Origin of the sequence: Georgenia subflava (assembly GCF_009193155.1) — a bacterium.
GTDB lineage: Bacteria > Actinomycetota > Actinomycetes > Actinomycetales > Actinomycetaceae > Georgenia > Georgenia subflava.
The window spans coordinates 330344-351326 of record NZ_VUKD01000001.1; the positions used below are offsets into that span (position 1 = coordinate 330344).

The following is a 20983-nucleotide window of genomic DNA, read 5'->3' on the forward strand; positions in this document are numbered from 1 at the left end:
GAATCTATGTCGGCAGGTGTGCGAGCCAAATAGCTACCTAGGGCATATTGCTGCCAGACCATGTATCCACCTTGCGGGTGCACCGACGATCAGGCGACGATCGCTCCGACTTCGGGCTCCGGAGGCGGCACGCGTCGTTGGGCGGCAGAGCGCTCGACGGCGGACGCTCGACTGCCAGTTCCTTCGCACGCTCGACGCTCGATGGTCGGCGCTGAAGTCGGGTGGGTACTGCCGCGACTGACACCTTCAGTGCCGCAACGCGCCTTCCAGACGGCGGCGGTACTAAGCCGCTCGGTGTGAGAAGACAGTGACTGCTTCGTCACTGGGGACGCGCGGTCCGCCACTGCCAGGTAAGTACGGCGAGCAGCACAGCAGTGACCAGGAGCCCGAACCACGCGGTCAGGTAGCCGCCGAGGTGGTCGACGACGATCCCGAACAGCGGCGGTCCGAGCATGAACCCGACATACAGGCCCAGCGAGGGCCACCCCGTGTTCCGGCCGACCGTGCCCGGCGGGGAGGACCGCACGACGGCGGCCATGATCACCACGTTCGCCGAGAGCGCGCTGAAGCTGAACAGCGCCGCCCCGAGCCACATGAGGAGCTCCCCCACCGAGGCGGACAGCGCGAACATCGCGACGGCGACGGCGGCCAGCACCGCCAGCCACAGCAGCACGGCCCGCTCGTCCGCGAACCGGTCCACCAGCCGCCCCCAGGCCATCCGCGCCGCCACGCCCACCCCGCCGAGGACCGCGGCCACCATGCCCGCCCGGGTGAACGTCGCGCCCAGCTCCTGGTGCGCGTACAGCGGCAGGTACACGTTGCTCGCCTGGATCAGCACCCCCATGAGCAGCGCGTAGCCGCTGAGCCACCAGATCCGCGCGGGCACCCGGCTCGGCCGACCCGCCTGGTCCGGTCGGCTGCCACCGGCAGAGAACCGCATCCGCCACGTCAGCCACAGCCCGGCAAGGGCGAGACCGGTGCAGTACAGGATCGCGTGCCGCCACGAGGTCCACGCCGCCACCAACGGCAGCACCAGCCCGGCGAGCAGCTGTCCGATCTGCACGCCCGACTGCTTGACCCCGACGACCAGCCCGTACCGGCCGCTGCCGATGTCGGTCGAGATCACGTGGTTCGTGGCTGGGTTGGCGATCGCCTGCACGACGCCGGCGACGCCGATCCCCGCCATCAGCCAGACGAACGACGGCGCCGAGCCGATCACCAGCAGCGCCACCGCCCCGCACGCGAAACCGACCAGCAGCAGCCGCCGCGGACCCCACCGGTCCGTCAGCCGCCCGCCGGCGATCGTCAGCGCCGCGGCGATGCCGAACGTGACGAACCACAGCCACCCGAACTCGCCCGCCGAGAGCGAGAGCTCCGAGACGACGTAGGGCCCTAGCGCGCTGATCGCGTAGTGCGCCAGCGGACCCACCGCCATCGCGAGCGCCAGGTAACCGGCAAGCAGCCCCTCGCGCATCGGCGAGGGGCTGCTCACGGGGGTGCTCGTGCTCATGCGACGTGGGATTCCGGCGCTCCGTCGAGAAGCGAGGAGCTGCTCACGGGCGCGCTCATGCGATGGCTTGCGAGTCCCGCACGCTGTCGAGCAGCGAGGTGCGGCGCAGGAACGCCCTCGCCCGGGCGGGGTCCTCCGCCGTCGCGCGCAGGTTGTCGAGGTTCGCCCGGCGCACCGCCGGGTCCCGCTCCTCCAGCCGCTTCTTGTTGTTCACCGTCTGGTCCTGCACGAACCGGATGTTCAGCTCGCGCCGGCGCCGCTCGTACCGGTCCAGCAGGTCCGGCTCGGCACCGCGGGTGACCTCGTCCAGCGTGTCGAGGAGGTCCATCACGTCGTGGATGCCGCAGTTCAGGCCCAGCCCGCCGATCGGGTTGTTGACGTGCGCGGCGTCGCCGGCGAGGAACACCCGACCCTGCCGGAAGCTCGCCGCCACCCGCTGGTGGACCCGGTAGATCTTCCGGTGCACGAGCTCTCCGGCACCGGCGTCGGGCCACACCCCGGCGAGGCGACGCGCGGCGGAGGCGTCGCTCAGCGCCTCCTCGTCGGTCTCGTCGACCGCCGTCGGGAACACCACCCGCCACCGCCCCTGCATGTCGTCGCCGGCCACCTTGAACAGGTTGGTCCACTCGTGCGGGTCCGCGAGGTAGGCGCGCGGGCTGCAGCCCATGGCATCGGCGAAGTCGAAGAGCGTCGTGAGGACGACGAACCGCTCGGGCCAGGTGTAGCCCTCGAACTCGATGCCCTGGGACTTGCGCACCGTGCTGCGTCCGCCGTCGCACCCGATCAGCCACGCGCCCTCGACGCGCTCGGGGCCGTCCGGTCCGCGCACGTGGGCGACGACGCCGGTCGCCGTCTGCTCGACGGTCTCGAAGCTCGTGCCCAGCCGCACGTCCACGTCGGGCATCTCGCCCAGCCGGCGCAGCCCCATGCGGGAGAGCTTGTGCTGCTCGGTCTGCACGACGAACGGGAACTTCGTCTCCTCGGCCAGGACCTCGTGGTCGAACCGGGCGACCAGCTCGTGCGCCGGCTTGTCCCAGTAGTCGAAGTACCGGGCCACCAGGCCGCGGCTGATGAACTCGTCGATGATGCCGAGCTCGTCGAGCATCTCCAGGGTCGAGGGGTGGAAGGTCGACGCGCGCGGGTCCTCCATCACCTCGGTGGCCTCTTCGATGATCGTGACGGCGAACCCGCGCCGGGCGGCGGCCATCGCCGCCACGACGCCGACGGGTCCGGCGCCGACGACGATCACCCGTCCATGGTCGCTCATCAAGACTCCTTCGTGGCAGGGACGCGGTAGAGGTCGGCGGGCAGGCCGTCGAAGAAGGCGGTCGTCGCCTCGACCCCGACGACGTCGGCGTACTTCTGGTCCATGTCGAACAGGTTCACCAGGTGCGAGACCCGGCCGCGGTCGAACGTCGCCTCGGCCACCACGCTCATGCGGTAGTTGTTCGAGAAGCCGTCGAGCACCGTCGCGCGGACGCAGCCGCTCGTGGTCGTCCCGCACAGCACGAGGCTGTCGGCGCCGAGCTCGACCAGGTAGCTCTGCAGCGGGGAGGCGTAGAAGACGCTGGGCTTGGGCTTGCGGATGACGACGTCGCCGGCCTCCGGGGCGATCTGCGGCATGATCTCGTTGACGCCCGCCGGATGTGCCTCGGAGTCCTCCGCCCGGCGCCGGTTCTTGTCCGCCCACCGGCCGGAGTTGAGCCCGTCGGGGCGCGGGTCCTCACCCGTGCTGTAGATGACCGGGATGCCGTTGGCCCGGGCGGAGTCGATGAGCGCGGCGACGTGCGGCAGCGCCTCCCAGGCCGCCTCGCCACAGCTGTTCCGCCAGCGCCGGATCGAGTCGAGGATCGGCTCGGGCCGGTCGCCGCAGAAGTTGTGGTTGACGTCGATCACGACCAGCACCGGCTTCCTGCCGAAGCCGGCCCGCTCCCCGTAGCCGGCGGCGGCGAACACCGCGGCATCACGCTCGTCGAGGATGGCGCTGAAGTCGACCCTCCCGTCGGGAAGAACCGTCGTCACTGGTCCCTCCCGCCGCTGACGCTCGAGTACCAGGGCGCGACCTTGCCCTCCAGCCAGCCGACGAGCTTCGTCAGGCCGATGCCGAGGATCATCAGGACGACGATCGGGACGAACAGGGCGGCGGTGTCGAAGCGCTGGCCCGCGGTGATGATGAGCCCGCCGAGACCGCCGATCGCGGTGAAGAACTCGGCGATCACGATCCCGATGACCGCACGGCCGATGCCGAGGCGCAGCCCGGTCATGATGTGCGGGATGGTCGCGGGCAGGATGATCTTGCGCATCAGCGCGTCCTCGTTCGCGACGAACGACTTGCCCACCTCGATCATCGGCTTCGGCACGGCGCTGACGCCGGCCCAGGTGCTGATGATGATCGGGAAGACCGTCATCACGACGACGACGGCGACCTTGACGGTGAACCCGAGCCCGAACCACAGGATGAACAGCGGGATGAAGGCCACCATCGGCATCGAGTAGCCGCCGGTGACGAAGATGCCCAGCGCCGCGTCGATGACGCGGTAGCGCCCGATCAGCAGGCCCACCGGGATGCCGATCACCGCGGCGATGAAGAACCCGAGGAAGAGCGGCTGGAGGCTGTCCGCCAGCGCCGCCGTCAGCGTCCCGTCGGAGATCTGGGTGGCGGCCGACTGGGCGATCGCCGTCGGGTAGGACGCGAAGATGGGGTTCATCTGCCGGCCGAAGAGCTCCCAGACGACCAGCAGCGTCACCACGGAGGCGACGGTGATCAGGCGGTACTTCTGCCGGCCGAGCCGGGCACGGGCGGCGCCCTGCCGGATGTGCCGATCGGCCGGCGTCGAGCTCGCGCGGCCCTGCGTCATGGTGGTCATCGCTGTCCTCCTGCTCCGGCCGTCGCGGCGGCCCCGCCGCCGGCGTGGACGTCGGCCATCAGCGCGTGCCAGATCTCGTACCTGAGGTCGGCGAACTCCTTCGAGCCCCGCACGGCGAGCACGTCGGTGCGCGGCCGGGCGATCGGGATGTCGAAGACGCGGTCCACCCGGCCCGGGTGCGAGGCCATGAGGATCACGCGGTCCGCCAGCAGCACGGCCTCGTCGAGGTCGTGCGTGACGAACATGATGGTCTTGTTGGTCTCCTGGTGGATGCGGAGCACCTCGGCCTGCAGGCCCTCCCGGGTCTGCGCGTCGAGCGCCCCGAACGGCTCGTCCATGAGCAGCACCTGCGGGTCGATGCTCAGCGCCCGGGCCAGCCCGACGCGCTGCTTCATGCCGCCGGAGAGCTGGTTGGGGCGCCGGTCCATCGCGTTGCCGAGCCCGACCAGCTCGAGCTTCTCCCGGGCGATGGCTCGGCGCTCCTTCTTGGCGACGCCCTTGACCTCGAGGCCGAACTCGACGTTCTGCAGCGCGGTGCGCCACGGGAAGAGCTCGGCGTGCTGGAAGACGAGCCCGCGGTCGTAGCCGCAGCCGGTGACGACGTTGCCGCCCACCGCGATCTGCCCGCTGGTGGCCTTCTCCAGCCCCATGATTATCCGCAGCAGCGTCGTCTTGCCGCAGCCGCTCAGCCCGGTCAGCGCCACGATCTCGCCCTCACGCACCGAGAACGAGACGTCCTGGAGCGCCTGGACGTGCTGCCTCTCCTTGCCGACGTCGATCTCGAACTCCTTGGAGACGTTGTCGATGACGACGCGGTCGGTGTGCTCGTTCGTGGCGTTCATGATCCTGCCCGCTCCGGTCCGGTCGGTCGTGAGGGTCGATGTCATTGCTCCACCATCTCCAGCGCTGCCTGCTGGTAGGAGTCGTCGACCAGCGCGTCGAGGTCGATGTCCGCGGTGAGCTCGCCTGCGTCGCGCAGGACCTCCTCCTGGAACTCCAGCTTCGCCATGTCGATCCCGGCGTCGGGGTCGACCAGCTCCTTCTCCACGATCAGGTCGTGCATATAGGTGACGATCTCGTCGTCCGGGGTGGTGCTCATCGCGTCGGCGGCGAGCTGCTTGGCCTCGTCCGGGTTGTCGTAGGCGTACCGCAGCCCCTCGATCAGGCCGGCGAGGTAGCGCGTGGCGGCCTCGCCGTTCTCGGCCAGGCTGTCGTTGCGGGCGATGATCATGTACCGCGGGTAGTCCGGGATGACGTCCGTGGACAGCGCCAGGACGTTCACGCCGTCGGTCTCCGCCTGGGGCACGTAGTCGGCCGGCGAGGAGGCCGCGTCTGCGGTCCCGGCCACGACGGCGCGGTACCGGTCGGCGTTCCCGCCCGCGTTGACGGGGCTCATGCTCGCCCAGTCGACCCCGGCGTCCTCGACCATCAGCTGCGCCACCAGCGCGGGCAGCCCGGTCGGTGAGGAGATCGCCATGGTCTTGCCCTCGAGGTCCTCCATGCTCTCGAGCTCGGACTTGGCGTAGATGGCGTAGGGCATGCCGTCCATCGAGGAGCCGATGACGCTCGCATCGAGCCCGCCCGTGACCTGGGCGATGAACAGCCCACCCGGGCTCTGCTCGATCGCGTCGACCTCGCCCGCCGCGAGCGCCGGGTAGATCTGCGAGGCGCTCTGCAGCTCGACGAACTCGACGTCGACGCCGTGCTTCTCGTAGAAGCCCTGCTCCTGCGCCATGCGGAGGAACCCGCAGTCGGTGGAGCACGGCATGACGCCGACCGTCCAGGTGAGCATCTCCTCCGGCGCCGCCTCACTCCCTTCCTCGGTGGCGGCCGAGGTCTCCGGGGGATCCTCGGCGCCGGCGTTGCCGCCGCCGGCGCTGCAGGCGGCGGCCACGGTGGCGAGCATCGTGACGGTGAGTGCGGTGGTGATGGTGCGGAACCTGCTCAGCTTCATGATTCCTCCTCGTCGAGGATTTTGCGGTACTCAAGTACCTGAGTTGAGTCGCGTTAGAGGTAACGTACCCCGGGTTGACGGTGATGCACAACACACCGCGATCACAGTCTGATCACGCCGGTCGAGCGGGTGGTTGCCAACACTGTCTTCATCCAGCATGCTACGTCAAGTACGGTACTTACATTACGTACTCGTGTCCCGACCTTTCGAGGGGAACCTCATGCGCATCGCCGTACCCGATCTCATCTCCAACTCGTACTTCCCCGCGATCGCGGCCGTGGAGCTCGGGCTGATGCGGGAGGAGGGGCTCGACGTCGAGCTGGACCTGCTCTTCCCGGTCACCGACGCCGCGCGGGCCCTGCGTGACGGCTCGATCGATCTCCTGGCGGGCGCCGCCCACGCACCGCTGTACGCCGCCGACACCTGGGGCGGCATCAAGCTCGTCGCGGCGCTGTCGCACAACACCTACTGGCACCTGGTCGTGCGCGCGGACTCGGACGTCGTCGACCTCGCCGGCCTGCGGGACCTCCGGATCGGCGCCGCCCCGGGCGTGGACGTCGGTCTCGAGCAGCTGCTGATCGCCTCCGGCGTCGACGTCGACGCCGCCGGCATCACCATCGCGCCGGTCCCGGGTGCGGACGCGGACAGCGTCTCGTTCGGCGTCACCTCGGCCCGCGCCCTGGCGGACGGGCGCATCGACGCGTTCTGGGCCAACGGGATGGGCAGCGAGGTCGCCGTCCGCGAGGGGGCCGGCCGGGTCGTCTACGACGCACGCCGCGCCGGCGGCCCCGCGACCCACTTCACGTTCCCGGCGCTCATGACCACGAGCCGCACGGTCGAGGAGCAGCCCGACGTGGTCGCCGCCGCGGTACGCGCCGTGGTCCGCGCGCAGCAGGTGCTGCGAGAGGACCCCGAGCGGGCCCGCGCGGTCGGTGAGTCGCTCTTCCCGCCCATGGAGGCGGGTCTCATCGCGGATCTCGTGCGCCGGGACCTGCCCTTCTACGACGCCACGATCACCGAGCAGGACGTCGCCGGCATGAACGACTTCGCCACGAGCGCCGGGCTGCTCGCCGCCGACGCCGCCTACACCGACGTCGTCGCCACCCGGTTCGCCCCGCTGTGGACCTCCGGCGCGCTGGCCACCACCGACGGACGGAGCGCCTGATGCGCGTCGCGCTCGTCCAGGTCGCGAGCCCGCCCGAGGAGTCGGTCGAGGACCGGCGTGCCCGGGTCGGGCAGCTCGTGCGCTCGGCCGCCGGCGCGGACCTGATCGTGCTGCCCGAGCTGTGGGGCGTCGGGTACTTCGCCTTCGACAGCTATGCCGCGGCCGCCGAGACGCTCGACGGCCCGACCGTCGCCTGGGCCGCGGACCTCGCCCGGGAGCTCGGCGCCCACCTCCACCTCGGCAGCCTCGTCGAGGACGTCGGCAACGGTCGCTACCGCAACACGGCGGTGCTGGTGGCGCCCGACGGCACGGTCGCGCACGACTACTCCAAGATCCACGTCTTCGGTTACAAGTCGAAGGAGGCCGAGCTGCTGCAGCCCGGCACCCAGGTGGCGGTGAGCGACACCCCGTTCGGCGCCGTCGGCTCCACCACCTGCTACGACCTGCGCTTCCCCGAGCTCTGGCGCCGCCTCGTCGACACCGGTGCCGAGCTGGTGGTCGTCCCCGCCGCCTGGCCGGCCGCCCGGCGCGAGCACTGGCGGCTGCTCACCACCGCGCGCGCCGTCGAGCAGCAGGTCTACGTGATCGCCTGCAACGCCGTCGGCACCCAGGCCGGCACCGAGCTCGGCGGGCACAGCCGCGTGGTGGACCCGTGGGGCACGGTGCTCGCCGAGGCGGGCACCGACGAGGGCGTCACCTTCTGCGACCTCGACCCCGCGCTCGTGGGCCAGGTCCGCGACGAGTTCCCGGTCCTCAAGGACCGACTGTCCGACTACGGCGCCCTCGCGCGCCAGGGAGGCGAACGCTGACATGAGCACCCCGCTGACCTTCGAGGTTCTCGACGACGCAGGCTCGGCCGGCCCGGACCGGCTCGCCCTGACGGACTACACCGTCGTCGTCGCCGGCTACACCGGGCGCGACGCCGCGGCGGTCCAGCACCACATCGACGAGCTCGCGGCCATCGGCATCCCGGCCCCGGACTCGGTCCCGGCGTTCTACCCGATGGACGCGGCCCTGGTCACCCAGGATCCGGCCGTCACGGTCGCGGGCTCCTACACCTCCGGCGAGGTGGAGCCGGTGCTCGTGCGCGCCGGCGGGGAGCTGTACCTCGGCGTCGGGTCGGACCACACCGACCGGGACCTCGAGCGGGAGAGCGTCGCCGGTTCGAAGGCCGCCTGCCCCAAGCCGGTCTCGCGCCAGGTGGTGCGGGTCCCCGCCGACCTCGACTGGGACGCCGTCGAGATGGCGAGCGCAGTCGACGGCGAGCGCTACCAGTCCGGGACCCTGCGCACGTTGCGCGTCCCCACCGACGTCCTCGCCCTGCTCGACGCCGACTCGTCGGCACCGGGTGGCGACCTCGTGATGTTCGGCGGCACCCTCCCGCTGCTGACGGGCACGTTCGTCGCCGGGTCCGCCTGGGAGCTCGAGCTGCGCCTGCCCGACGGCGTCACGCTGCGCCACTCCTACACCGCGGACCGCGCTCCGCGGACCCAGCCCTCCCCCGCCGTCGCCGATCGAGAGGTATGACCATGACCAAGCCGGAGATCGAGTTCACCGCCGTCGCCCGGACGCCCTTCACCCCGTGCACGGGCGTGGTGCCCGAGCTCACCGAGCGGGTGCTGGCCAGCGACGGCGGCAGCGGCGTCGCCACCCGGATCCTCAAGTTCGAGCCGGGGACGGACACCACCCCCAACGGGGTGCAGAAGCACGACTTCTGGGAAGAGGTGTACATCCTCGAGGGCAGCATGACGGACCAGCGGCTGGGCCAGACGTTCGTCGCCGGCGACTACGCCTGCCGCCCGCCGGGCATGGAGCACGGCCCCTGGGTCAGCGAGGACGGCTGCCTGACGTTCGAGGTGCGCTACCGGTAGACGCCGGGGTCCATAATGCATGTGCGGCACCTGGGGGATGTTTCGTCCACGAGGCGCGGCCGGACCGGCCAGTTCTCCCCGCACGACCAGCAACACCGACCGGACGGAGCACGGCGATGGCGAACCTGCCGGAGACAGCGCGCAGCAACGGCACGATGAACGCCTATGTCGACTGGGCCGACATCCGCGACACCGTCCGCAAGACCGACTTCCAGACCTACATCCGCAAGATCGCCGAGGCCAGGTACGTCACCCGCAAGGTGCTGCGGATCGTCAACGACCAGGCGCAGGAGCACGGGCTCGACCCGCTGGTGCACCAGGCGCTGCTGCAGATCTACGGCAGCGACGGCACCGCGCTGGCCGTGAACGTCCTCGCCAAGCGTCTGGACATCGCGCCGGCGTTCGCCTCCCGGCTCGTGCGGGAGCTGGAGAACCTCGGGTACGTGCGCCGGGAGAGCTCGCCGACCGACAAGCGGGTCAAGCACGTCTCGGCCACGGACGACGGGGTCGCGATGCTGGAGCAGATCGACCAGTCCGTCTACCACCACATCTCGTACTTCCACCGGCAGTTCGACGAGGAGCAGAAGATGGCGGCGCTGTCGATCTTCGCGTTCTACGTGGGCCTCGACTCGAGCTCGCCGGTCGCGCGCGCCATCCGCGAGGGCTGAAGCGCTACGCCCGGAACTTGATGTGCACGCTCTTGGTCTGCAGGTAGCTGCGGAGCTCGTCGATGCTCTCCTCGCGCCCGACGCCGCTGTCCTTCCAGCCGCCGAACGGGGTGCCCCAGTAGTGCGTCGTGCTGTCGTTGACCCAGACGTAGCCCGCCTCCACCTCGTCGGCCAGCCGTAGGGCGCGGTTGACGTCATCGGTCCAGATGCTTGCGGTGAGGCCGTAGTCGACGGCGTTCACCTGCTCGAGCAGCGCCTCCTCGTTCTCCCACCGGAATGCGGCGACCAAAGGGCCGAACACCTCGTCCCGGGCCAATGGCGAGCCAGGGGCGACGTCGGCGAAGAGGGTCGGCGCCACGAAGTAGCCGTCCTCGGGCACGCGCGCGTCGTCCAGCCCGCCGGTGACGAGACGCGCCCCCGCGGACTCGGCGTCACCGATGAAGCCGCGGACCCGCTGCGCGTGCTGTGCGCTGATAAGCGGCCCCATGTCGACCTCGGGGTCGTAGGCCGGGCCCAGCCGCAGCGCGGCGAAACGGTCGGCCACGCGCTCGAGGAGCTCGTCGTGGATGCTCGTGTGCACGAACAGCCGCGACGTGGAGCCGCACGACTGCCCCTGGTTGGCGCGCAGGTTCATCGCCTTGACGACCTCCTGCGCCGCGCGGTCGAGGTCGACGTCGTCGCACACGATCATCGGGTTCTTGCCACCGAGCTCGAGCGAGACCGACCGGACGGCGTTCGACGCTGCGCGCTGCTGGATGAGCCGGCCGGTGGCCACGCTCCCGGTGAAGGCGATGCGCCGGACGAGCGGGTGCGTCACCAGCGCGTCCCCGGTCGCTCCGTCGCCGGTGACGATGCTGAACACCCCGGGCGGGAAGGCCTGCCGGACGAGGTCCCCGAGGAGGACGGCGGACATCGGGGTCTGCTCGGCCGGCTTGAGCACGACGGCGTTGCCGGCGATGAGCGCGGCGAGGCTGCCCTTGACCGCGAACAGCAGGGGGTGGTTGTAGGCGACGATCTTCGCGACGACGCCGTACGGCGCGGTGCGGGTGTAGTGCAGCACGCGGTCGTCCGGCAGCACCTCCCCGCGCAGCGACAGCGCCAGCCCGGACCAGCCTCGGATCGCGTTGGTCGCGCCTGCGACGTCGCCGAACATGCGCTGGACCGGAAGACCTGCGTCGATCGCGTCGGCGATCGCCAGCTCGGTCGCGTGCTCGTCGACGAGGCGGCGGAGCGCGTCGAGGCACGCCGCGCGCTCCATGACGCTCGTGCGCGCCCAGGCTCGTTGCGCCTCGGCCGCTGCGACCACCGCGGCGTCCACGTCCTCGGCCCCGGCGACGGCGTAGGAGGCCCAGACCCGCCCGGTCGACGGGTCTGTGCTCGCTCGTGTCACCGTCGAGCGGGGGGCGACCCAGTCGCCACCCACCAGAAGTGCCGGCTCACGCGTGCCGATCTCGGCAAACGCGCGCCCGACCTGCTGCGCCGTTACTGACTGAGGCTTCTCGACAGTCGGCCGGGGTTCCGCCACGGTCGAGGAGGACAGGCTGTGTTCCATGCCACTTAGTATAGATAAGTACGGTACTCAACAGCCATAGTTTGCGCATGGTCGCTCCGACATGAGCTACCGAGACGTTCCGCAGGCACTCATCGTCGCCAAGCCCTATCGCGTATGACGTTGTGCCCGTACCGTGGGTCTTCACAGAGATGTGGAGCTACATGCGCTCAGCACGCGGGCCTACGGGACGGGTGGGGACGACACAGGTCCTCCTCCGCTGGTTGGCCTGCGCCCTCGGTACGGTCGCCGCTCTGGTCGTCGGAGCGTTCCTCTTCACGAGCGTCGCGCTGGCGAACGAGCAGCCAGGTCCGGACGAGACCGGTGGGCTTCCGTTCGATACCGCGGTTCTCTCCGCAGCATCGACGGGGGTGATCGTCGAGCCGTCGCCGGAAGCTCTGGTGACGCCGACCCCGGAGCCGGACGCCGAGGCGATGCTCGCGACCGCGCCGGACCCCGAACCGTCGGTCGAGCCCGCGCCGACAGCTGATGCCACGGAGCCGACCCCGGACCCCGAACCGACGCCCGACCCCACCCCGGCACCAGACCCGCTGCCCACCCCCGATCCTCAGCCCACGCCCGACCCCAATCCCACTCCCGACCCCACTCCGACGCCAGACCCGCTCCCTGCACCAGAACCTGAGCCGACACCGGAGCCGACGCCGGAACCCGGACCCACCCCGACGCCCGAGCCGGTCCCGACGCCCGAGCCGGAACCGACACCAGAACCTGAGCCGACACCGCTACCGGCACCCGAGCCGTCGCCGGCTCCGGTGCCCGAGCCCCAGCCGTCGCCGGCTCCGGCACCCGAGCCGTCGCCCGCACCCGAGCCCGCCCCGTCGCCAGCACCTGCTCCGTTGCCCGAACCCGTCGAGACTCCAGCGCCCGCACCCGCACCACCGGCCGGATCCGCCCCGACGAGTCCCGAGACGGGAACCACCGCGCCGGCAGGGCCCGCCCCGCTCTCGAAGCCCGTCCCCGTCGCCGACGAGGAGCAGGCCGACGCTCCCGCTCCGACGAGCGGCCCAGCACCGTCCGCGGACGCCGAGGCGTCGCCGGAGGACGCCGAGAGCAGAATCACCGTCGACCCACGGACCCTCCCCGGCGCCGCGGACATGGGCAGGCTGCTGGCAAAGGAGCCGGCGGGCACCATGATCGCCATCACGGTGGCACCGTCGACGGTCGACGGGGCGTCGGGCTCGACCGTCTCCTGGCGAGCGGTACCGGGGCGAACGGCCATGCACGCCGACAGCGGCACGGACTACGGCCCGGGTCCGTTCCAGAAGAACGGGCCGCAGCAGGACAACGCTCCGCTGCCGCCACCACCCACCGGCCACAGCACCGTGCGCGACATGCCGTCGCCCACCCGCACCGGGTTCAACGACGACCTCGCCGGCCAGGTCGGCCGGTCCTTCGCCACCCAGCCGGTGATCGTGCGCACGCACCACGACGACGCAGAGTCGAGCGCGCACCCGACCGGTCTCATGCCGTCGTCCTTCTCCCTCAGGGCCCCACCGACGCAGGGCTGAGCACGGCGTCGTGATCGACGGCGCACACCTCGGGTGCCACGGCACCCGCACAGTCGTGGTGAGTCGATCCTGATGATGACGCGCAGGGGGCCTGTCATCGACCGACCACCGTGACCACCGACTTGGCCAGCCGTACGGCGGCCGACCGACGCAGCGGCGTGGACCTCCGGGTCCACGCCGCTTCTCTGTCCGGGAGCGACGGCACCACCTGCGGCGGCGTGGGCCATTCGGCCCCTCACCGGGCGGCCCGGTCAGTGCGCGCCCACCGTGCCGTTCAGGTTCATCGACTTGCGGCCGGCACGGCTCTCCCTGGTCAGCTGACCGCGTCCCCGAGCTGCGGCGCGACTCCGGGGTTGGCGGCGAGGTACTGAGCGATGCGGTCCTCGGCGAAGGCCAGCGAGACCTCGTTGAACAGCGGCTCGTTGAGCAGCACGATCGACTGGCGGCCGTCCGGGCTCCGACCGGTTCCCGAGTAGGGCGCGGTGATGAAGGTGACGCTGCCCGGGCGCAGCTCGCGCGAGCCCAGCGCCAGGTCGCGCATCTCCCCGATCGTGAAGCCCTCGTCCACGGCGACCGACTGCGTCACCGTCTCCAGGAAGCTCATGAGCCGCCCAGGGTTGGTCAGCACCTCGCGGTCGAAGGCGGCGGCCATGATCGCGCGCATCCAGTTCTGCTGGCGCTGCACGCGCCCGAAGTCGCCACCGGCCACGTTGTACCGCTCGCGGGCGTACTGCAGGGCCTGGTCGCCGTCGAGCAGGTGCGTGCCGGGCTGCAACGTCCCGCTGTCGGTCGCCAACGGCTGGGTCAGGGCGATCTCCACCCCGCCGAGCTCGTCGGTCAGTGCCGAGAACGACTCGAAGTCGGCGACGGCGAAGTGATGGATCCGCACGCCGGTGAGCTGCTCGACGGTGTCGATCATCAGCGTCGGGCCGCCGTAGGAGAAGGCCGCGTTGATCTTGTTCATCCCGTACCCCGGCACGTCGACCCAGGAGTCCCGCGGGATGGACATCAAGGTGGCGTTCTTCCGGTTGCCCGAGACCTGGGCGAGCATGATGGCGTCGGTGCGCTGGGCGCCGGCCCGCCACTGGTTCGGGTCGCCTGCGGAGATCCGGCTGTCCGAGCCCAGGACGAGGATGTTGACGGGCGGCGGGAACTCGTCGCCATCCTCGTTCTCCCGCGGCTCGTTCGTGGGCCGGTCGGTGAGCTCGGCGAAGGGGTCCTCGATCCGTTCGATCCCGGCGTTGAGCCGACCCTGGAGGTAGGTCACCGTGGCGAAGGCGCCGCCCGCGAGCACGAGGACGAGGCCCAGCGCCACGATCAGGGCGATACGGGCCTTGCTGCGCCGACGCGGTCGCTCGCGTCGCTGTTCTTCACTCACGGGTCATCCGTCCTTAGGTCCCATCACAGGGATCCTGCGCGGCCCTGCAGTCGTGTGCGCCGCGCAGGGCCGGATCAACTCTAGACGGATTCGGACGGGATCTGTACGGCGTGCCGACGTGCGGCGTGGCACGCCGCTCGGGCGCCGGCCGAGGACGCGCTCCCCGACCTCGGCGCAGGAGCGGGATGCAGGTGCCGAACCGCTCCCCGACGTTTCACACGTGCCGGACTGGCGCCGCTTCAGTGGACGGCGCCGTCCAGCTGCCGCAGACCGTCGGGGTGGGTCTCGAGGAACTCCGGCACGCGGTCCTCGGCGAACGCGGCACCGATCGCATCGAGCCGTGTCTCGTCGAGGAGGACGATCGCCTGCCGTCCGTCGGGGCTGCGTCCCAGCTCGGCGACCGGCGCGGTGAAGAAGACGCCGTCGTCGAGATCGGTGGCGATCATCGACCAGGCGAGCCCGCGCATCTTCGTCATCGTGAAGGTCTCGTCGACCGCGACGTTGGCGGCGACAGTCTCGAGCAGTCCCAGGACGCCGGCCGGGTTCTGCGCGAGCCGCTCGGACGAGGCTGCCTTGAACATCGCCCGTATCCAGTTCTGCTGACGCTGCATCCGACCGAAGTCGCCGCCGGGAACGTCCGTGCGGTCCCGGGTGTACGCGAGCGCCTGGGCACCGTCGAGGCGGTGAGTCCCCGGCACGAGCTGCGCCTTCCCGTGCTGCAGGCCGTCGGGGAGGAAGATGTCCACCCCGCCGAGCGCGTCCGTGAGTGCGACGAAGGAACTGAAGTCGACGATGACCACGTGGTCGATACGCACGCCGACGAGGTCCTCGACGGTCTGGACCATCAGCGACGGGCCGCCCCAGGAGAACGCGGCGTTGATCTTGTGCGTGCCCCAGCCTGGGATCGGCACCCACGAGTCGCGGGGGATGGACATCACCGACACGTGCCGTCGGTCGCCCGACACCTGCGCCAGCATGATGGCGTCGGTCCGCTGGGCGCCGAAGGACCACTCCTCTGGGTCGCCGGCACTGGTCCGGCTGTCCGACCCGAGCGCGAGGATCGTCACCGGGGCGCGGCTCTGCCCGGCGGCCGCGCCGCCGGCCGGGTCGGGGCGGTCGAGCAGCCCGGCGAACGGGTCCGCGAACTCCTCGATGCTCGCGCCGAGCCGGTGCTGCAGGTACAGGACGCCGCCGACGAGCCCGCCGACGATCGGCGCGAGGAGCAGCAGGGCGACGACCAGCGCCAGGCGGGCGCGCCGTCGCGGCCGCGCCGGCGTGGCGGCGCGCTGCTCGTCCAGGCCGGGCAGCAGGTCGTCGACCGTCGCAGACAGTGCTCGTCACTCCCCTCGTGCCTCGCGTGGCCGTACCGCCGTGCGGGCGGTCCACACGCGGCAGCACACCAGCCGGCGCGCCGACGCACGGCGCGTCGGCCGGTGATAGGCGGGTGAAGGCGCGCGCGACCGTCCGGACACCCTGAGGGTGAGGTTGCGAACGTCTCTGTCACTCGGCGAACGGTGGCGCTGCGGCCGGTGCCCCCTCGGCGCGGTGGTCATCTGCGGGTGAGTGCGATGATGCGACCGGCACGAGGTCAGCGGCGAGCGTCAACGCCCCGTAGAGAGCGGCGTCGTTCGGGAACCCCGATACGACGACCTCTGGCGGCAGGGGCACGTGTGCGCGAAGGTGGTCACGGATGCCGTCGACGACCGCTCCCGCCGCGGTCATGCCGCCGACCAGGACGACTCGTTGGGGGTCCAGGAGGAGGCAGGCGGCGGCGAGCTGGCGGGAGAGCGCGCCGAGCCGGGCCGAGAACGCCTCTCGGGCGACCGGCGAGGCACTCGCCGTGAGGCCTGGTGCACCGTCGAGCCCGAGCTCGCGGCCGAGCCGGTCCAGGGCCATGCCGGAGAAGACGTGCTCGAGGATGTCCTCCGTGCCGTCCAGCGGGCCGGACCCGACCGGCGCGTACCCGATCTCCCCGGCGGCATGGTGCGCACCGCCGACGACAGCGCCGCGGACGGTGACGCCGATGGCGACGCCTGTGCCGAGCCCGACCACGAGACCGGGGTCGGCGCCACGCAGCTGACCGTGCCGGAGCTCGGCCAGAGCGGCGGCGTCGAGGTCGTTCATGACACCCACCCGCTCGACCCTCAGGCGCTCGCGTACGCTCCGGCCGAGCCGCAGATCGTCCCAGCCCGGCACGTTGGGGGCGAGAGCGATCCGGTCGCCGTCGACGGCGCCGGGGGTGGCGATGCCGGCGGCGACGAGTTCACCGGCGCCGGTGGTCAGCTCGGTGGCGCAGTCGAGCGCCCGGTCGAGTGCGCGCAGGGCGCCCTGCTCCGCCAGGGTCGGCAGCACCCGCCGGGCCAGCACGCGGCCGTCGAGGTCCGCGACCGCCACGGCCATCTTGGTCCCGCCGAAGTCGATTCCGAGAAGGCACTGTCCCGAGACCCGGTTCGTCCCGGTCATCGGGCGAGCTGCTCCGCCACCTCGCGGTCGAGGAGCTCCTCGGCCGCGGTCAGCCGCTCGCCGAGTGCGTCAACACGCTCCCGCACCCCGGCCAGCCGCTGTCGTAGCACGCACACCTGGACACGCACCGCCTCGGTGCCGGGCCCGTCCGGCTGGGTGCGGTCGAGCACCGTCGAGGGCCGGCGGGCGGCGGTCATGAGGTCGGTGACGGCGTCGGGGGCGAGCTCGTCGAGCCCCAGCTCGTCGGCCGCCGCGCGGACGGCGTCCTCGGTCCAGCCCGCCGGGTCGTCCGCGCGGAAGAGCCGTCCGGCGAGTGTGTGCGCCGCTCGGAAGGGGACGCCGTGCCGCGTGAGGGCGTCGGCGGCAGCGGTGGTGGTGGCGCCTGAGCGCACGATCTCGGCGTCGGTCGGCGGCTCGTGGGGCTCGAGCTCGGCGAGGAAGCCGCCGAGCAGGGCGAAGAACCGCTCGGTGCGGTCGTCCGAGTCCCACAGCCGGGCCTGGACGTCGGTGGTCGCGTTGTTGGAGTCCTCCCACCACGCGGCGCCGACGTTGTTCAGCACGGAGGCGGCGTCGGCGGCGGCGGCGCCGGCCATCGACACCAGGTGCTCGAGGACCACCGGGTTCCGCTTCTGCGGCATGATGCTGCTGCCCTGGGTGAAGTCTGGCGGCGTGACCACCCAGCCGTCGCTGAGCCAGTTCATCAGGGTTCGGGCCAGCCTCGCGCCGGTCGCCAGCGCCTGGGCGTTCGTCGTCGCCACGCGCACCAGGTGGTCGGCGCCTGCGACAGCCTCGTAGGAGTTGACGAGCACGCCGTCGAAGCCGAGCAGCTCGGCGAGTCGAGGGCTGGAGATGTCGAGGTCTGTGCCGGCGAAGGCGCACGCCCCGAGCGGGGAGAGGTTCACCTGGTCGAGGAGCTGCGTGTACTGCTCCAGCTCGGCGGTCAGCGCCTCGGCATACCCGGCGAGCACGTGACCGATCGTCGTGGGCTGGGCGGGACGGCGGTGCGTGTAGCCGGTGATGACGACGTCGGCGTACTTCTCCGCACGCTCGAGGGCGGTGGTCCCGGTCTCGAGCATCCGGTCGACGACGCCGAGGAGATCGACACGCAGCAGCATCCGGAAGATGCCCTGGTCGAGGTCGTTCCGGCTGCGGGCCATCTGCAGGTCGAGCTCGGAGGTGGGGATGTCGCACGCGTCGGCCAGCTGCTTCTCGAGGGTGAAGTACACGTCCTCGACGGTGCCGTCGTACACAAGCTCACGCGGGTGATCGGTCAGCTCGACGAGGCCGCGCTGGAGCTGGGCGCCGCGCTCGGGGCTGAGCAGGCCCTGCTCGGTGAGCATGACCACGTGGGCCTGGCTGGCCCGCAGCATGGCCGGGTAGAACCGGCCCTTGTGGTGCTCGAAGACGGGCGCCAGGTGGAACTGCTGGTAGGTGGTCAGGTGGTGGGCGGACATCAGGAGCTCCTGTGGTTCTCGGTCCCGGCGGACCTGGGTGCGTCGGGCAGCGGGGCTGCGACCCACGCGGTGATCAGCTCGCCGAGCCGCACCGCTGCCAGCTCGCGCACGTGCGCGGCACGCTCGGTGGAGACGAGGGAGATGTGGCCGGACCAGCCCTCCCACGGGGTGGGCGCGGACTCGACGAGCACGTACGGATGGGCCACCCCGAGCTTTGGGCGGGGCGGGAGGTCCGGGACGACGTCCGGGCGGACGGCGTCGGGCGCGAAGGCCATGACGCCGGCGGTCTCGTACGCGCCGCCGTGGCCCCGTGAGGGCAGCGGGCCGAAGGTCTCCGTGGTCTCCTCCGGCGCGACGAGCTGGAACCAGTTCGCCAGCATCAGGCTCGCCCGGCGCCGACCGGAGGCCCATTCCATGGCGGCCCGGACGGTGGACATGTTGGCGTCGTGGCCGTTGACCACGAGCACCCGGGTGAAGCCGGCCGCGAGGATGCCCTCGAGGACGTCGCCCAGGTAGGCCACGGTCGTCTCGGGACGGACCGCCACGGTGCCGGGCCAGCCGCGCGTCTGACCGGGGCAGGCGGTGTAGGCGACCGGCGGGTAGAGCACGGCGCGCACGGCCGGGCGGCCGCCGCCGTCGTCGTCGTGGCTTGCGCCGCCGCTGCTGCCGCGTCCGTCGTCCGCCCAGGCCCGGGCGAAGCCCTCGGCAAGGATGAGATCGGTGCCCAGAGGCAGGTGCGGGCCGTGCCACTCGACGGCGCCCACGGGCAGGATCGCGAGGTCGGCGGCCGCGACGACTCCCTCCCACTCCTCGCCCGGGACCCGGATCGCCTCGGTGATCACTGCGTCCACTGCGCCACGTCCTTCGTCGCCCGTCGACCGCCCTCGAGACGGCCGGAGATGAGCATCACCACGAATATCAGCACCACCTGCAGCATGCCGTAGGCGGCAGCGGTCCCCATCTCGAAGGTGTACATGCGGTTGTTGATCGCCACGGAGATCGGCTCGGTGCTCGAGGTGTAGATCAGCACCGACGCGACGAACTCGCCGACGCCGTTGACGAACGCCAGCAGACCGCCCGCGATCACGCCGGGCAGGATCAGCCGCACCGTGATCGTGAGGAACGCCCGCAGCCAGGAGGCGCCGAGGTTGCGCGCAGCCTCCTCCAGGCCGGGGTCGTTCTGCGCCAGCGAGGCAGACGCGGAGCGGAACACCAGTGGCAGGAAACGCACGAAGTAGGCGAGCGGCAGGATCCAGAACGTCCCGACGAGCACCTGGCCGAGGCTGAAGGCGCTCGGCGTGGAGAAGGCGGCGATGAGGTTGATCGCGACGACGGTGCCGGGCAGCGCCCAGGCGAGCATGACACCGATGTCCAGCAGGGTGCGGCCGTAGAACTTCAGCCGGTTCACCGCGTAGGCGATGAGCACGCCGATGACGACGCAGCCGATCGTGGCCAGGCCCGCCATGCGCAGCGAGTTGAGGATCGGCTCGAACGCGGACGGCTCGGAGAAGATGGTCACGAAGTTCTGCACGGTGTAGACGGACGGGATGATCTGGGTGGTCCAGGAGCCGTCCTCGGAGAACGCGACCAGCGCGATCGTCGCGACCGGCGCCAGCAGCACGACCATGGCGAGCAGCGAGCCGGTCAGCGCGAGCCAGCGAGCAGCCGGGTTGGTGACCTCGCGGCGGTGGCTCGCGATGCCCTTGGACTGGGAGCGGTAGCTGCGCCGCCCCTCGTACCAGCGCATGGTGAGCAGGAAGATGATCGACACCACGGCCAGGGCCGAGGCGTAGCTGGACGCCATCGGCAGGTCGCCGTTGGTGCGGTTGATGTAGATCTGCATCGTCATGGTGTCGCTGACGCCGAACAGCAGCGGCGCCGTGTAGGAGGCGAGCGAGGTCATGAACACGATGAGCGAGCCGGATACGAGCGCCGGGGTGAGCATCGGCAGCAGGACCGTGCGCCAGACCCGCGCCTTGGAGGCGCCGAGGTTGTACGCAGCCTCCTCGAGCGACGGGTCCATCCCGGCGAAGGCAGCAGAGGCGGCGAGGTAGAAGAACGGGTACATCGTGAAGGTGTGCACCACCAGCACGCCGGCGATTCCGTCGAAGGCGAGAACCGGGTCCTCGGTGCCGAGCAAGGCCTGCAGCGCGCGGGGCAGGATGCCGGTCTGTGAGTACAGCAGCTGGAAGGAGATCGCGCCGATCAGCGGGGGCAGCGCCGCCGGGATGAGGACGATGGCCTCGATGAGCCTCTGCCCGGGGAAGCTGAACCTCTTCAGCAGGAAAGCCATCGTCACGCCGACCACGCCGCAGAGCAGCACGGAGGCGACGCCGATCCCCAGGCTGGTGAAGAGCGAGCGCTGGGCGATGGAGCCGGACTCCAGGAACGCGAGGTAGCGGGCGGCTCCGGTCTCGCCGGAGTAGCTCTCCACGAAGGTCGCCAGCATCGGCTGCACGACGTAGCCCCACAGCACCAGCACGAGGGGCAGGACGATGACGTACGGGAACCAGGTCGAGCTCGCCCCGCCCGCCAGCGCCTGGCGCACGCGCCGCGAGCGGCCCGGCGGGGTGGC

At 71.2% G+C, this 20983-nt stretch carries 19 protein-coding genes; 6 read left to right on the forward strand and 13 right to left on the reverse strand.

The genetic code is table 11. From position 1 onward, the window contains the following. Positions 1–319: 319 nt before the first annotated feature. From GD748_RS01495 to GD748_RS01520, 6 genes are read right to left on the reverse strand one after another with little or no spacing between them, the layout of a single operon-like run. Positions 320–1510, reverse strand: a complete 1191-nt coding sequence (locus tag GD748_RS01495; RefSeq protein ID WP_152193436.1) for an MFS transporter — start codon at positions 1508–1510, stop codon at positions 320–322. A gap of 55 nt (positions 1511–1565) precedes the next feature. Continuing rightward, positions 1566–2777: an FAD-dependent oxidoreductase gene (locus GD748_RS01500; RefSeq protein WP_152193437.1), complete on the reverse strand. Its 1212-nt coding sequence runs from the start codon at positions 2775–2777 to the stop codon at positions 1566–1568. After that, positions 2777–3532: an isochorismatase family protein gene (locus GD748_RS19360; RefSeq protein ID WP_193312765.1), complete on the reverse strand. Its 756-nt coding sequence runs from the start codon at positions 3530–3532 to the stop codon at positions 2777–2779. The genes GD748_RS01500 and GD748_RS19360 overlap by 1 nt, the downstream gene beginning before the upstream one ends. After that, positions 3529–4377 (reverse strand): ABC transporter permease, encoded by an 849-nt coding sequence (locus GD748_RS01510; RefSeq protein ID WP_152193439.1) that lies wholly within the window; start codon positions 4375–4377, stop codon positions 3529–3531. The genes GD748_RS19360 and GD748_RS01510 overlap by 4 nt, the downstream gene beginning before the upstream one ends. Continuing rightward, positions 4374–5264: an ABC transporter ATP-binding protein gene (locus GD748_RS01515; protein WP_226920634.1), complete on the reverse strand. Its 891-nt coding sequence runs from the start codon at positions 5262–5264 to the stop codon at positions 4374–4376. Before GD748_RS01515 ends, GD748_RS01510 begins: the two co-directional genes overlap by 4 nt. Then, on the reverse strand, positions 5261–6331 hold the full coding sequence (locus GD748_RS01520; RefSeq protein ID WP_152193440.1) for an ABC transporter substrate-binding protein: 1071 nt from the start codon (positions 6329–6331) through the stop codon (positions 5261–5263). Before GD748_RS01520 ends, GD748_RS01515 begins: the two co-directional genes overlap by 4 nt. A gap of 193 nt (positions 6332–6524) precedes the next feature. Between GD748_RS01520 and GD748_RS01525 the strand changes: the two genes are divergently transcribed. The 5 genes from GD748_RS01525 to GD748_RS01545 all read left to right on the forward strand — a co-directional run bounded on the left by GD748_RS01525 (position 6525) and on the right by GD748_RS01545 (position 10035). Then, complete coding sequence (locus GD748_RS01525) at positions 6525–7496, forward strand: ABC transporter substrate-binding protein (protein WP_226920636.1); 972 nt, start codon at positions 6525–6527, stop codon at positions 7494–7496. Then, the gene (locus tag GD748_RS01530) at positions 7496–8305 is read left to right on the forward strand and encodes a carbon-nitrogen family hydrolase (protein WP_152193441.1); all 810 of its coding nucleotides are present in this window, start codon (positions 7496–7498) and stop codon (positions 8303–8305) included. Before GD748_RS01525 ends, GD748_RS01530 begins: the two co-directional genes overlap by 1 nt. Before the next feature lies 1 nt (position 8306). After that, complete coding sequence (locus GD748_RS01535; RefSeq protein WP_152193442.1) at positions 8307–9023, forward strand: DUF2848 family protein; 717 nt, start codon at positions 8307–8309, stop codon at positions 9021–9023. A gap of 2 nt (positions 9024–9025) precedes the next feature. Further along, on the forward strand, positions 9026–9367 hold the full coding sequence (locus GD748_RS01540) for a cupin domain-containing protein (RefSeq protein WP_152193443.1): 342 nt from the start codon (positions 9026–9028) through the stop codon (positions 9365–9367). 116 nt (positions 9368–9483) lie between these two features. After that, positions 9484–10035 carry a MarR family winged helix-turn-helix transcriptional regulator gene (locus GD748_RS01545; RefSeq protein WP_152193444.1) on the forward strand — a complete coding sequence of 184 codons (552 nt, stop codon included), beginning with the start codon at positions 9484–9486 and terminating at the stop codon, positions 10033–10035. 4 nt (positions 10036–10039) lie between these two features. Here GD748_RS01545 and GD748_RS01550 read toward each other — a convergent pair whose 3' ends face one another. Next, positions 10040–11587 (reverse strand): aldehyde dehydrogenase family protein, encoded by a 1548-nt coding sequence (locus GD748_RS01550; protein WP_152193445.1) that lies wholly within the window; start codon positions 11585–11587, stop codon positions 10040–10042. Between the two features lie 854 nt (positions 11588–12441). Between GD748_RS01550 and GD748_RS01555 the strand changes: the two genes are divergently transcribed. Beyond that, positions 12442–13113 (forward strand): hypothetical protein, encoded by a 672-nt coding sequence (locus GD748_RS01555; protein WP_152193446.1) that lies wholly within the window; start codon positions 12442–12444, stop codon positions 13111–13113. Between the two features lie 313 nt (positions 13114–13426). Here the strand turns inward: GD748_RS01555 and GD748_RS01560 are convergent, their stop codons facing one another. The 6 genes from GD748_RS01560 to GD748_RS01585 form a co-directional block, all read right to left on the reverse strand. Beyond that, positions 13427–14491: an LCP family protein gene (locus GD748_RS01560; RefSeq protein WP_226920638.1), complete on the reverse strand. Its 1065-nt coding sequence runs from the start codon at positions 14489–14491 to the stop codon at positions 13427–13429. 239 nt (positions 14492–14730) lie between these two features. Continuing rightward, positions 14731–15558, reverse strand: a complete 828-nt coding sequence (locus GD748_RS01565; RefSeq protein ID WP_226920640.1) for an LCP family protein — start codon at positions 15556–15558, stop codon at positions 14731–14733. 433 nt (positions 15559–15991) lie between these two features. Then, positions 15992–16954, reverse strand: coding sequence for an ROK family protein (locus tag GD748_RS01570; protein WP_152193448.1), 963 nt, complete (start codon positions 16952–16954; stop codon positions 15992–15994). Further along, on the reverse strand, positions 16951–18408 hold the full coding sequence (locus GD748_RS01575) for an argininosuccinate lyase (RefSeq protein ID WP_152193449.1): 1458 nt from the start codon (positions 18406–18408) through the stop codon (positions 16951–16953). Before GD748_RS01575 ends, GD748_RS01570 begins: the two co-directional genes overlap by 4 nt. Continuing rightward, a complete protein-coding gene (locus GD748_RS01580; RefSeq protein ID WP_152193450.1) occupies positions 18408–19259 on the reverse strand; it encodes a creatininase family protein in 852 nt (283 codons plus the stop codon). Before GD748_RS01580 ends, GD748_RS01575 begins: the two co-directional genes overlap by 1 nt. Then, positions 19247–20956, reverse strand: a complete 1710-nt coding sequence (locus GD748_RS01585) for an ABC transporter permease (RefSeq protein WP_452176673.1) — start codon at positions 20954–20956, stop codon at positions 19247–19249. Before GD748_RS01585 ends, GD748_RS01580 begins: the two co-directional genes overlap by 13 nt. Positions 20957–20983 lie beyond the last annotated feature (27 nt).